The sequence below is a fragment of the Breznakiella homolactica genome (genome assembly GCF_016616095.2).
Taxonomy (GTDB): Bacteria; Spirochaetota; Spirochaetia; order Treponematales; family Breznakiellaceae; genus Breznakiella; species Breznakiella homolactica.
Genome location: NZ_CP067089.2, coordinates 1,820,080 through 1,833,335, shown reverse-complemented (window position 1 = coordinate 1,833,335; position 13,256 = coordinate 1,820,080). Strand labels below are relative to the sequence as shown.

General features: G+C 56.6%; 11 protein-coding genes. 9 read left to right on the top strand and 2 right to left on the bottom strand.

Features of this window, described 5'->3' with window-relative positions:
* The first annotated feature begins 2 nt into the window (after positions 1 to 2).
* Together fmt and JFL75_RS08430 are read left to right on the top strand one after the other, a co-directional pair.
* Complete coding sequence (fmt, locus tag JFL75_RS08435; RefSeq protein WP_215626243.1) at positions 3 to 1,010, top strand: methionyl-tRNA formyltransferase; 1,008 nt, start codon at positions 3 to 5, stop codon at positions 1,008 to 1,010.
* Between the two features lie 27 nt (positions 1,011 to 1,037).
* A complete protein-coding gene (locus JFL75_RS08430) occupies positions 1,038 to 2,087 on the top strand; it encodes a PASTA domain-containing protein (protein ID WP_215626242.1) in 1,050 nt (349 codons plus the stop codon).
* A 57-nt stretch (positions 2,088 to 2,144) separates the two neighbouring features.
* Here JFL75_RS08430 and JFL75_RS08425 read toward each other — a convergent pair whose 3' ends face one another.
* Positions 2,145 to 3,830 (bottom strand): AMP-binding protein, encoded by a 1,686-nt coding sequence (locus JFL75_RS08425; RefSeq protein ID WP_215626241.1) that lies wholly within the window; start codon positions 3,828 to 3,830, stop codon positions 2,145 to 2,147.
* Between the two features lie 726 nt (positions 3,831 to 4,556).
* Here JFL75_RS08425 and JFL75_RS08420 point away from each other — a divergent pair.
* From JFL75_RS08420 to JFL75_RS08395, 6 genes are all read left to right on the top strand, one after another.
* The gene (locus tag JFL75_RS08420) at positions 4,557 to 5,039 is read left to right on the top strand and encodes a hypothetical protein (RefSeq protein WP_215626240.1); all 483 of its coding nucleotides are present in this window, start codon (positions 4,557 to 4,559) and stop codon (positions 5,037 to 5,039) included.
* A gap of 8 nt (positions 5,040 to 5,047) precedes the next feature.
* Positions 5,048 to 6,556 (top strand): type I 3-dehydroquinate dehydratase, encoded by a 1,509-nt coding sequence (locus JFL75_RS08415; protein WP_215626239.1) that lies wholly within the window; start codon positions 5,048 to 5,050, stop codon positions 6,554 to 6,556.
* Between the two features lie 672 nt (positions 6,557 to 7,228).
* Positions 7,229 to 7,930 carry a ribose-5-phosphate isomerase RpiA gene (rpiA, locus tag JFL75_RS08410; RefSeq protein ID WP_215626238.1) on the top strand — a complete coding sequence of 234 codons (702 nt, stop codon included), beginning with the start codon at positions 7,229 to 7,231 and terminating at the stop codon, positions 7,928 to 7,930.
* A gap of 2 nt (positions 7,931 to 7,932) precedes the next feature.
* On the top strand, positions 7,933 to 8,586 hold the full coding sequence (locus tag JFL75_RS08405) for a DUF6062 family protein (protein ID WP_215626237.1): 654 nt from the start codon (positions 7,933 to 7,935) through the stop codon (positions 8,584 to 8,586).
* Positions 8,587 to 8,663: 77 nt separating this feature from the next.
* The gene (locus JFL75_RS08400) at positions 8,664 to 9,218 is read left to right on the top strand and encodes a helix-turn-helix domain-containing protein (protein WP_215626236.1); all 555 of its coding nucleotides are present in this window, start codon (positions 8,664 to 8,666) and stop codon (positions 9,216 to 9,218) included.
* Between the two features lie 106 nt (positions 9,219 to 9,324).
* Positions 9,325 to 11,091: an AMP-binding protein gene (locus tag JFL75_RS08395; RefSeq protein ID WP_215626235.1), complete on the top strand. Its 1,767-nt coding sequence runs from the start codon at positions 9,325 to 9,327 to the stop codon at positions 11,089 to 11,091.
* A gap of 7 nt (positions 11,092 to 11,098) precedes the next feature.
* On the opposite strand, the gene JFL75_RS08390 is transcribed toward JFL75_RS08395, so the two are convergent.
* The gene (locus JFL75_RS08390; RefSeq protein WP_215626234.1) at positions 11,099 to 11,968 is read right to left on the bottom strand and encodes an RsiV family protein; all 870 of its coding nucleotides are present in this window, start codon (positions 11,966 to 11,968) and stop codon (positions 11,099 to 11,101) included.
* 157 nt (positions 11,969 to 12,125) lie between these two features.
* Here JFL75_RS08390 and JFL75_RS08385 point away from each other — a divergent pair, with 157 nt between their 5' ends.
* Positions 12,126 to 12,881, top strand: coding sequence for a class I SAM-dependent methyltransferase (locus JFL75_RS08385; RefSeq protein ID WP_215626233.1), 756 nt, complete (start codon positions 12,126 to 12,128; stop codon positions 12,879 to 12,881).
* Positions 12,882 to 13,256 lie beyond the last annotated feature (375 nt).

Genomic DNA, 13,256 nt, shown 5'->3' with positions numbered 1-13,256 from the left:
CCATGCGCATTATTTTCGCAGGCAGCCCCGCCATCGCGGTTCCCTGTCTGGAAAAACTCGCGGAACTCCAGCTTGAGACCGGAATCCATGCGCTTGCGGGGCTGCTGACAAACCCCGATACGCCCCGGGGCCGGAAAGGGACCCCGGTGCCCACCGATACCGGGGAAGCCCTGGACCGGCTTTCCGGACGCTATACTGAAAAAGGTCTGCCCCCGCCGGCGCAGATTAAACCGGAAAAACTTGACCGGGACGCCCGGGAGCAGATTGCCGCTCTCAGCCCGGATCTTCTGATTTCCTTTGCCTACGGCCGTATTTTCGGCCCGAAATTCCTGGAACTTTTCCCCCTGGGGGGAATCAATATCCATCCGTCCCTTCTGCCCGAATACCGGGGCGCCACGCCCATACCCGCGGCGATCCTTGGCCGGGAACGGGAGACCGGAATTACCATTCAAAAACTGACGCTTGCCATGGACGCCGGGGATATCCTGGCACAGGAACGGCTCCCGCTTTCCGGGCGGGAAACCACCGAATCCCTGGGTGCCCTTGCGGCGGTCCGGAGTGCCGGGATGCTTGAGGCGCTGCTCCGGGATGTCTCGAACAGCCTTCCGCCGGGGATTCCCCAGGATGATACCCGGGCAAGCTACTGCGGCCTTATAAAAAAAGAAGACGGTACCATCGACTGGTCCGCGGACGTTCTGACCATTGATGCCCGCATCAGGGCGTTTACACCCTGGCCGCTGAGTGTTACCCTGCATAATAACCAGGAACTCTTTATTCTTGAGGGGAATCCCTACGGAGGGACTCCCCCGGAGAATGCCGGTTCCGGCGGAGCCGAAGGCGGCGCTGTTCCGGGAAAAGTCCTGGGCATAGACAAGCAGGCGGGGATACTGGTACAAACTGGAGAAGGAATATTTGCCGTAACGCGGCTCCAGTACCGGACGAAAAAGCCCCTGGACTGGCGTTCCTTTTTGAACGGATCAAAGGATTTTATCGGTACGGTCCTGGGATAGGGGCGGGTATCCGCTGAGAGGGTAAGTATGGGGAAGCGTTTTGATTTTGACTTTGATGCCATAGAATCGTATGTTGCCAGCCACGCGCGGCTGTTTGTCTCTCTGGTTATCGGAATAATTGTACTGGTGGGCCTCGTTGCCCTGACGGTTTTTTTCGTCGCGGTCCGGGGGGCTGAACAGACCATGGTTCCGGATATCCGGGGCAAGGACCTCACCGAAGCCCTGCTGGAACTCCAGGTCAAGGAGCTGTATCCCCGGATACAGCTCCGGTATTCCCAGACTTCCCAGGACAAGGGTACCATTCTTGAACAGGAACCGGCGGGCGGGACCATCGTTAAGGCCGGCCGGCGGATAAGGCTGGTGGTGAGCCAGGGTGTGATAATGGACCGGGTGGAAGATTACGTCGGCCGCGACCTCGATGAGGTCAGGATGGATCTCCAGGCCCTGTTCGCCTCCGCGGTGCAGCCCCTGCTTTCGCTTAAAGAACCCTTTATGTACGAGTTTTCTTCGGAACCGCCGGGAACCATACTCCAGCAGAATCCTCTGCCGGGGGCGGATATTTCCGGCCCCACGGCCCTGGAATTCGTGGTCAGCCGGGGCCCGGAAAACACCATGATAAAGATCCCCGACCTTGTGGGGCTGCCGGTTGCCGACGCGCTGGAGCAGCTCCGGCAGAACGGGGTGGCCTTTACATTTACCATACGGAATATCAGGCCCGGGGAAAGTCCCGAAACCATCGTATACCAGAATCCCACCGGTCAGTCCGTGGTGGAATCCAATGTCCGCCTTGCCCTGGTGGCGTCCACGCCGCTGACCCTGGAAACCGGGGAAGTCTTCGATCTGTTCAGCTATACCCTGCCGGAAAATCCCTATCCCCTGGCGGTGCGGCTTGAGGCTGTGCTTCCTTCGGGGGAACGGCGCCGTATCGCCTCGGTGGACCATCCCGGCGGTGAATTTTCGGTGCCCTACCGGCTGCCTGTAGGATCGGTGCTGATCCTCTCCATGGTCAACCGGGAAATGCACCGGGAGACCGTACAGTACCCCGCGTCGGATACCATGCCCTATGAACAATTCTGATGTTCGGACCGTTTCCCGCGGACGCTTTTTACGCGTCCGTCCGGAACGGCCCCCGCATCAGGATTTTTCCGTGTCCTTACCGTCTTTTTTGGGATAGAGGAATCGTTTTATTTTTTTCGTCGCGGTTTTCTCAAAGGGTTCATCCTGTACTTCGATCCGGTTGATCCGTGAAAACGCCGCCAGCCGCTTGTTTACCGTGTTTTTCAGATCCGAAATCATATCCCCCAGGGCCGCGATCATGGTCTGGGCTTTTTCGCTCAGCACAATGAGGGCCACCAGTTCCCCTTTGTCGCCGGGATAAACCAGGGAATCCTCCACAAATTCCGATGCGTTGAGAATTCCCTCAATTTCTTCGGGATAGATATTTTCTCCGGAAGGACCCAGGATCATGGCCTTGGACCGCCCTTTTATAGAAAGCCTTCTTTTGCGGTCGAAACTTCCCAGGTCGCCGGTCCTGAACCAGCCGTCAGGGGTGAATGCTTCTTTGGTACGTTCCTCGTCTTTATAATACCCCATCATAACATTCAAGCCCTTGGCCTGTATTTCTCCTTCCCGGTTTTTTGAGCTGTATTTTTCGGCGCCCGTTCCGGCGATAATCTTTCCATCCTGATCGGCGAGCCGCAGAGACACACCCGCCAGGGCCGGACCGGTGGACCGGAGGGCCGTTTTGAAAGGCGCCGAACCGGCGAGCAGGGGCGCGGTTTCGGTCAGGCCGTATCCGATGGCATAGGGGAATTTGGCTTTCTTCAGGAATGTTTCCACATCCGGGGCCAGGGCCGCGCCGCCGATGCCGAAAAACCGGATGGCCCCGCCGAAGGTTGCCAGCAGTTTCCGGCCTGCCGACCGTATGGCCAGCCGTCGGGTCAGGGGGAATTTATACAGGATATGGGCTTCCAGGGTAGGTTTTATTCTGCTCCGGTAGATTTTTTCAATGATCAGAGGAACCGTGAGCATAAACGTGGGCCGCAGGGTCTGCATTGCCGGGACGAGTATTGCCGGCGACGGCGGTTTGTCCATGTAAGTTGTACAAGCTCCGTTCAGAAGCGCTACCACCATGCCGATGGTACATTCGTAGGTGTGGGCCAGGGGAATGATCGAAAGGAACCGGTCCCGGGGAAAAACCTTTATGATTGATCTGGTCGCCTGGGCATCGAATACGATATTCCTGTGGGAGAGCATAACTCCTTTGCTGCTGCCGGTGGTTCCCGATGTATAGAGTATGGAAGCCAGATCTTCCTCTTTTACCGAAGGGAATTCTCCGGCTTCACTGAGGGACTGAACCTGTTCCGAGCCGTTCTGGAGTACTGTAATGGTGTCGCCGGTTATTTTGTCCAGGCGTACCACGGGAATGGCGGAATCAATGCCGGCTTCCGAGATTTTATGAAGCGTCCGTTCGGTGGCGAAAATCAGGGAGACTTCGGCGTGTTCGGAAATGGTCTTAATGTGTTCCGGGATAAAATCAGTAAGCACCGGCACCGAAACGGCGCCCGCCAGGGCTATGCCGAAATAGGCTATTACCCACCCGGGCCGGTTTTCCGAAAAAAGCATCACCCGGCCGCCGGGCTGAACCCCCATATCCTGCAGAAGCCGGGCAAACTGCCGGGTCCGCCGCCCGAATTCTCCATAGGAAATGGGATTGTACAGTCCCTGGTCACCGTAAAAGTCAAAGGCCTGTTTCTGTCCGAATTCCGCCGCCGCCCTGAGTGCCAGCTCAGGAAGGGTTCTTTTTTCCAAATAGATCAATTTTTTAACTCCTGTTCAGCGGGACCAAACCAACTCTGTTCCCTATTTATAATATAAGATAATTTCCTCTAATAAGGAAATCAGGATACCAGCAGTGTGCCGTATTACCCGGCAGCGAAACATGGTTGATACCTGGTTTGGGGTCCTGTCATAGGGTATGGGGTATGGTGCGTGTCCTTCGGACACGACGTGTCGGCCTTCGGCCTCGAAAGTCGCTCATACCCCATACCCTATGACACCCCGTGTTACCGTTTAGACACCATGTTTCGCTGCCGCTTGTGTTCATACCGCAGGTGTTCTGATTTTGCGGGGGTACTGGGTAAGGGGAGCATTTCCGGGTGGTGAGAGAGCCGGTTACGGAGGATGGCTGCTGACGCGGGCGTACCGGGCGGCGGTGGCTTAAATCCCTGCCTAGGCGCTATGCTCCCGCCCGGAAAAATCTGCCCATACCCAGCCCTCTCCCCAAGCCGGGACAGCCGCAGTCCCCGGTCCTGCCGGGAAAAGGCAAAGAAGCATGGTGCAATATTAGTAACACGGGGTGTCTTGAGGAAAGGGTGTATGAGCGACTTTCGAGGCCGAAGGCCGCTGAGGAGCCATACACCCTTTCCTCAAGACAGGACCCCCGGACTTGGCAGTAACCATGATTCTTTGCAATGTCCTGGAAGTACACTGCGGCAGCCCCGGATACCTATTGCGGATATGGATTTCTCCCGGTAGATTTAGGGTATGCGCTGGGGAAAGTATGTTCTTATTTTGACAGTCTTTTTTGTTATGTTTCCGGGAAGAGTCCTTTCTGCCCAGGATACCGAAAAAACCGAAACGATCCCCGCGGGGGAACGGAGCGGAATTGATCCGCTGCTTCTTATCGGCGCCGATCTGAACGGCATCATCCGGCAGTTCGGAATCCCCGAATCGGTATACGCGGTCCGCGGTCTTGAGCCCTGGCAGGATGATGTGGTCTTTGTGTATCCGCCCCTGGATATTTATTTTTTCAAGGACCGGGTCTGGCAGGTGGCGACCGTATCGGGATTCGGAATCAGGACCGGCGACCCCCGGGAGCGGGTTTCGGAAGTCCTGGGCACCCCTCTGCGGGATGAGGAAGGCTATCTGGTGTTTTCTCTTCCCGGCCGGGCGTGGCCCGCGGCCCTCAGGGTGAACTTCAGCGGCGGATCTGTTTCCGGCCTCTTTGTGTACCGTTCCGATTTTTAGGAGGAAGAATGGCAAGAATATGCCTCAGCTTGACCGGAAAGACCCTGGCCCGGAACCTGGAAATTCTCGAAAAATGCCGGGAATATATCGATATTGCGGAATTGAGGGCGGACTGCCTTGACGCGGATGAACGGTTCAACCTGCGCCGGTTTCCGGAAATGGCGGGGATTCCGGTTATCCTTACCCTCCGGCGCATCAGCGACGGCGGGAAATTCGTGGGCGGGGAAGGGGCCCGGATTACCCTGTTTTCGAAGGGCCTTGCCTTCGCGGATGCGGACCGGCGGAAAAACTTCGCCTACGTTGACCTTGAGGAAGATCTCGATGTTCCGAGCCTCGAGGAAGCCGCCCGGACATTCGGAACCAGGATCATCCGTTCATACCATAATTTTCAGGGAGTCGATGATAATCTCAAGGAAAAAATAATGAACCTCCGGCGGGTGGGGGACGAAATCGCCAAAGTAGCGATCATGCCCCAGAAGCTTGCGGATGTTATCAGGATTTATCAGGTCGCCAAGGAAACCGCGGGCATTGAAAAGATTCTCCTGTGCATGGGGGCTTATGGAATAAATACCCGGATCCTGGCGGAACACCTGGGTTCCCATCTAAGCTATACCAGCGTGAAAGGGGAACCAGACATGGAGCCCGCCGCCCCGGGACACCTCGATCCCCGGGACTTGGACAAACTGTACCGTTTCCGCAAGATCACCGGGAATACGAAGGTGTACGGTGTTGTGGGGTATCCCCTTACGGTGACGTCGAGCCCGGAATTTTTCAATCCCCTGTTTACCCAGGAAAAGGTTGACGCCGTGTACGTTCCGTTTCCCGCTGATTCCCTCAATTCCTTTCTCCGCCTGGCGGAGGAAATACAGCTCGAAGGAGCTTCGGTAACGATTCCGTATAAGGAAGAGGTCATTCCCCATCTCATCAGCCGCTCCGAAAAGGTTGATTATATCGGCGCCTGCAATACTATTGTCCGCAGCCCCCGGGGATGGATGGGGTACAATACCGATGCCCGGGGATTTTCCGATTCACTGCTCAAATTTATCGGCAGGAAAAACCTCTTCGGGAAGCGGGTCACCATTATCGGCGCCGGCGGAGCCGCCCGGGCAATCGCCGCCGAGGTGTACCGTCTCAAAGGCGGGGGGCTTATCCTCAACCGCACGGTGTACCGGGCAAAGGATCTGGCTCAGCGCTACGGGTTTGCCTGGGGAGGCCTGGACAACCACGGCATCGGTCTCATGGACCGGTATTCCCATATCATAATCCAGACGACTTCGGTGGGAATGATGCCCGATGTCGATGCTGACCCCCTGGAACTGTACAATTTTTCCGGAAAGGAAATGGTAATGGATATTATCTACCGCCCGGAAAAAACAAAGCTCCTTTCCCGGGCGGAGGACGCGGGCTGCAGCATCATAAACGGCTACGACATGCTGATCCAGCAGGCCAAATACCAGTACAACCTTTTCATGGGAGCGGATCTGGATAACCAGATAATCCAGAAACTGAACCTCTGAGCTGCCGTCCGGGGCGGCCGCAGTATACTATCCGCGATATGGCAAAGAAGCATGGTTAAAACCGTGTCCGGGGGTCCTGTCGCGGAGTGCGGGGTCCGGCGCGTGTCCGGAGGACACAACTGTCTCGGCTGCGCCTCCAAAGTCGCTCGGACTCTGCACTCCGCGCCACCCCTTGTTACCGTTTTTTACACCATGCTTCTTTGCCCTTTCCTGACAGGATAGGGACTGCGGCAGTCCCGGTCTTCGGAGAAGCTGGGTATGGGTGGATTGTTCTGTGGGGTCATAACGCTTGCACCGGAATATGGTTTGCTGTTACGCAGTGCCACCGTGTCAGTGACCATCCCCCGCCTTCGGCCATAACACCTCCCCGGAAATGCCCCTCTTACTCAGCACCTCCGGTAAGGCAGGGGACCTGTGGTATGTTCAACAAGCGGAAGCGAAGCATGGTGCCATACAGGTAACGCGGGGTGCCGGGGTATATGAGGGTATGAGCGACTTTCGAGGCCGCAGGCCGCTGAGTCGTGTCCAAAGGACACGCGCCATACCCTCATATACCCCGGCAGGACCCCGAAACCTGGTATCAACCATGCTTCGATGCCGGATTATTCAGGTATACCGCAGGTGCCCTGTCCGCATTGCATGGATGCCCCAGGTGGGGTATAGTAGAAACCTATGGATCAGAATGCAATGAAAGATGCCGTCGGAAGGGCTGCGGTGGAAAAGCTCGTCAGAAGCGGCATGAAACTCGGCCTCGGGACCGGTTCAACCGCGATTCCCGCGGTGCGCCATATTGGGTTGCTTTTGCAGCAGGGTAAGCTTACGGATATCCGGGCGGTTCCTACCAGCTTCCAGACATCCATTGAATGCGAAAAATGGGGTATTCCGCTGTTTACTCTCAATTCAGCCGAAATAGGCGGTTCCCTGGATTTGACCATTGACGGCGCCGATGAAGTCGACCCCCAGGGGAACTGTACCAAGGGCGGCGGCGGAGCGCTACTGGTGGAAAAAGTCGTCGCCTACGCTTCCGCCGCTTACGCGATCGTGGTGGACGAAACAAAGGTAGTCGGCAATCTGGGACTCCGGTTTCCGGTTTCCGTGGAGGTGGTTCCCGAAGCGCGGGTTACCGCCACCAAAGCTCTTGAATCCCTGGGCGCCGAAGTCGCGCTCCGGGAAGCCCTCCGCAAGGCCGGTCCGGTCATCACCGAACACGCCAATATACTTCTGGATATCCGGTTCAAAAAACCTATTGATGTCGCTGCTATGGAAACGGAACTCAACCGCATCCCCGGGGTTGTGGAGAACGGCCTCTTCACCCGGAAACATCCTACGGTCTTTGTGGGCCGCGGCGATGGTTCCGTGGAAGTCCGGGAATAACCATGGCCGTTGACCGTCATATCAATTTTTTCGAACTCCAGAAAGCTTCGGAAAAACCGGGATGCCCCCTGTGCCGCATAATTTCCGACCGGGCGGACCGGTATATCGACAATATGCTTTTTGAACACGTTTCCGACCGGGGATTCAGGGCACTGTACCGGGCCGCGGGCGGATTCTGCGATGTCCATTCCCGGAATCTCGAATCATTCCGGGACGGCCTGGCGGTGGCGATTCTGGGCCGGGATATCCTGGAGGACCGGATAGAGGCATTTAAAAAAAACAAGCCCTGGAAACCCAAGGGGAAATGTCCCGTCTGCGCCGAACGGGACCGCATTGAACAGGAGTACCTCAGTTTCCTGGCCCAGTCGGACGGGGACAGCCAGGATGAACGGGACCTGCGGGCGGCGTTTACCGCTTCGGACGGTCTCTGCGCGCCCCATTACGGGAAGATGCAGGAACTGTGCCGGAAGATTCCCGGCTGGCTCAGGGAATTTCAGGAAGGAAAATTTGAGGAACTGCTCAGGAAGACTGAAACCTTTATTGACCTGTCCGCCTACGGACGGCAGGGGGAATTCAGCCGTCTTCCGGAAAATGATAAAGTCATTTGGAAGGAACTGGCCCGTACGCTCCGGGGGAGAGCCGACGGAGGCCATTAGGGAATCGCCGGAGCCGAAAACCGCCGGCAGCCCGTAATATTTACCCCCTTGAATCAGTATCTGTTAAGGAGGATACCATGTCCGATCAGGTCCGTGAAATTGCCGCCAGGGTCCGGGTTCTCCGGGAAATCGAGGAAATTTCCAGTGAAAAGCTTGCCAAGGAACTGGGGTTTACCCCGGAAGAGTACGATGCATGGGAGTCGGGAAACGCCGACTTCCCCCTGGGGGCTCTGGTGGAAATCGCCTCCCGGTTTAATGTCGACCTTGCGGAACTGGTAAGCGGCGAAACACCGAAACTCAAGACCTTCAGCCTTACCCGGGCGGGCAAGGCTCCGGAGGTCCGGCGGCGTCCCGCCTATGCCTACTGGAATCTGGCCTATACCTTTCAGCATAAAAAAGCCGAGCCCTTCCTGGTGGAGGTCGCTCCGGATTCAGAATCAAAACCATTGAACCTCAATACCCATCCGGGCCAGGAATTTGATTACGTCCTTGAAGGGCGGCTCCTTATTTCCGTGGGAGGCCATGAAATGGAACTCGAAGCCGGGGACTGCATTTATTACGATTCCAGCGAGCCCCACGGCATGAAGGCTCTGGGGGGAACCCGGGCGCGTTTTCTGGCGATGATTATGTAATATCCCGCGGCCGTGCCGCGGACCATACTTAAGGCCTGCTGGTCTTTTATTTTCTGCGTCCGTATTTTTTCTGTGCTTCCGGACGCTTATATGACAGGAGTTTTGTATGCTGGAGCGTTTTTTATCAAAGACCGAATTCGATTCCTATGAGGATTTTTACGCGAACTTTTCCCTGACCATTCCCGAGAATTTCAATTTTGCCTTTGACGTGGTGGATGAGCTTGCGGCAGCCGGCGGAAGCGACCGTGCCCTGGTATGGTGCGATGAGAAAGGCGGCGAGGCGGTTTTCAGTTTCGGGGACATGAAACGGCTGTCCGACCAGGCGGCCAACGCGTTCCGGGCGGCGGGGATCAAAAAGGGCGATCCGGTGATGCTTATCCTCAAACGCCGCCACGAATACTGGCCGGCTCTCCTGGGGCTTCACAAGCTCGGGGCTATCGCCATTCCGGCGACCCATCTTCTGACTCCCAAGGATATTGTGTACCGCTGCCGGGCTGCGGATGTGGCGGGCATCGTCTGTGTGGATGAGCCCGAAGTCATCGCCAATATTGATGAAGCCGAAGCAAAGATGAACCGGGATACGGAAAACAAGCCGACCCTCCGGTTCAAGGCCTTTGTCCGGTCGGTTCACGCGCCCGCGGACAGTGACCCCGCGGGGGAAGGGGCGCGGCTGTTTGCTGAGAAGGCTCCGCCGGAACTTTCCGGTGAGCGCCTCCTGCCCTGGAACGATTTCAACGCCCTGGTCAAAAACGCGTCGGCGGATTTTGCCCGGCCCTCCGGAGCCGATGCGGTTTCCAACGGTGATATCATGCTCCTGTATTTTACCTCCGGAACGACGGGCATGCCCAAGATGGTGCGCCACGATTTTGCCTATCCCCTGGGCCACGTGCTTACCGCGAAATACTGGCAGTGCGTCAAACCCGGCGGTCTCCACCTGACCGTGGCTGACACCGGCTGGGCCAAAGCTGCCTGGGGAAAGATCTACGGCCAATGGATCTGCGGTTCCGCTGTTTTTGTGTATGACTACGACCGGTTCGTTCCGGCGGCGATGCTGGAAACCATCATCCGGCACAAGGTAACCACCTTCTGCGCGCCGCCGACGATTTACCGGTTTTTTATCAAGGAAGATCTGTCGAAATACGATTTCTCCTCCCTGGAATACTGCTGTGTCGCCGGAGAGCCCTTAAACCCGGAAATCTACGAACAGTTCAAGGCGGCCACGGGGCACAAACTCCGGGAAGGATACGGCCAGACCGAACTGACCATCTCCCTGGCGACCTTTCCCTGGATGAACCCGAAACCCGGTTCCATGGGCCTTCCGTCGCCGGGATACGACATTGACCTTATCAGGGAAGACGGCTCCTCCTGCGATATGGGTGAGGAAGGGCAGGTTATCGTCCGGACCGACCGCCGCAAACCCGCGGGCATGTTCGGCGGATATTACCGGGACGACGTTCTGACGAAATCCGTCTGGCACGATGATATATACTATACCGGGGACATGGCCTGGCGGGATGAGGACGGCTACTACTGGTTCGTCGGACGGGCGGATGACGTGATCAAAAGTTCCGGCTACCGGATCGGCCCCTTTGAGGTTGAAAGCGCGCTCCTGGAACATCCCTCGGTGCTGGAATGCGCCGTCACGGGGGTTCCCGATCCCGACCGGGGTACCGTAGTAAAAGCCACGGTGGTTCTCGCCAAGGGATGGAAACCCGAGGAAGGCCTCAAGGCGGAGCTTCAGAACCACGTCAAGAAAACCACCGCGCCCTATAAATATCCCCGGATTATTGAATTCGTGGAGGAACTGCCCAAAACCATCAGCGGCAAGATCCGCCGGGTGGAAATCAGGGAAGGGGACAGCGGAACCGTCTAGGAGTTCCTTATTGGGCTGTTGCGGCCAGGGAACGGAGCAGTTCCGCTCCCTTTTCCGTGAGCAGTCCCGATATCTTCTCCTCAGGGAGAACCACCTCGATCTGTCCCCACGCATAAGGGGCTATTTCATACTGGTCCCACTGGAAACCGGCTCCCTGGGGGCTGAGGAAGAAATCCTCCGGAACTTCGACGGTGTCTTCAAAAAAACCGCCCTCTGTCAGCGGCGCTCCCGGGGGAATTTCCGACCAAACCCGGAGGGCATCCTGAATGTATTCCGCAAGCTCCGGCATTGCCTGTTCCGTGAAAACGTCACCCACGGACAGCCGCTGCGATGTTTCAATATCAAAAACAAAGTAGGTCTTTTCCCCCATACCGTGGGCTCCGCCGGTGTAATACCAGTATTCCCGGCTGGTTACCAGGATGCCCGGTGCCATGCTCTGGAGCTGGGTGCTTTCGGTGTATTCCCAGGTGAGGTTGCTCGGGGGAAGCCGCAGGTACATTTCAATATCCCCGGGGTTGGAATTTTCCCGGTTAAAATCGTCAATCTTCCGGCGGGCGTAATCCTTCGGTTCCTGGCCCTGGTACATGGTTCCGTAGATCCCTTCCGCAAGGGTCCGGGAACCGGTGACCTCCAGCAGATCAAAGGTATAGACAATCCGGGGACTTTTCTTGTCATATTCAGGATATAAAATACTTTCCGCGGTCAATGGATACTGACGGAACCCGTCTGCCCGGATCCCTTCCGATATCCCGGCATTCTGCAGCATATCCTCCCGCGGCTTGCCTCCGACGACACAGGAGGTGAGGATAATCAGGGTTATACCGGCGAGAGCGGGAAACCTATGGTACATGGCTCGTTTTTCCGTTGTTTTACTCATAAAATAACTATAGTCGAATAATCTGAATTTTTCGACTATTTCCGATTACAGGTGTTTCTGTATAAAAAAGTAACTAATTCATTATACAGAAGCCTGAATTAAAGCAGTACATTTTCCATCTCTTATTAATAGTCAAGCAATATGGCATACTTCGGCCATGGGTATTAAAAAAGAATGGTTTGAAGACGAACGGTTCTGGGAGTCCTTTGCTCCCATTATGTTTGATGAAGACCGCTGGGCGGAAGTCCCCGCTGTGGCTGACGGCGCGCTCCGGCTTTCCGGGCTGGAGGATGCCGGGAATGCGCGGATTCTGGACCTGTGCTGCGGTATGGGCCGGATCGCCAATGAATTTTCCCGCCGGGGGTTTGCCGTCACGGGGGTTGATATTACCCCTTCCTACCTGGAGGCTGCCAAAGAAAACGCTGCCTATGAAGGACTGGACGGACGCTTTATCCTGAATGATGTCCGGTCGTTCAGGGAGCCGGATGCTTTTGATCTCGCCGTCAACCTCTACACTTCATTCGGATATTTTGAAAACCCCGCGGATGATGAACTTTTTGTCAGAAACGCCTGTGATTCCCTCAAAAGCGGGGGTGTTTTTATTATTGAAACCCAGGGCAAGGAGCTGGCTGTCCGGGATTTTGTTGACAATGAATGGTTCGAACGGGCGGGCTTTACGGTGCTGACCGAATACTTCTGTGTGGATTCCTGGGCGGGCCTGGGCCACCGGTGGATCCTGATCAAAGACGGAAAGCGGCTGGAACGGAGTTTCGTCCGGCGGCTGTATTCCGCCGCGGAACTGCGGTATCTGTTCCTGGAAGCCGGGTTTTCCGCGGTCCATACCTACGGCGAATGGGACGGCTCTCCCTACGATCAGGATGCCAGGATGATGATCACCGTGGGGATAAAGTAGGCAGGGCACCCAGAGAATAGGTGTTACCGGCACAGAAGCATGGCGATGCCAATGCCGGGGGGCCTGTCTTGGTACAAGGGGTATGGCTCCTCAGCGGCCTGCGGCTTCGAAAGTCGCTCATTATGCGGGGGAGCGCCGAGTCTGACAAGCCGGCAAGTATCCGGGGTACGGTTCTGCGGGTCCTGTCGTGTAAAAATGGAAATGGCTCCTCAGCGGCCTATGGCCTCGAAAGTCGCTCATTCCCATTTTTACACGACACCCGGCGTTACCAGTACGGCCGGGTACTTGCCGGCTTAACCGGCTCGGTGTTGCCCGTTCGCGCGGGCTGCTCCCCCTCACTGCAGCCCCGCTTCGCGTGGCTTCCGTTACCCCCAC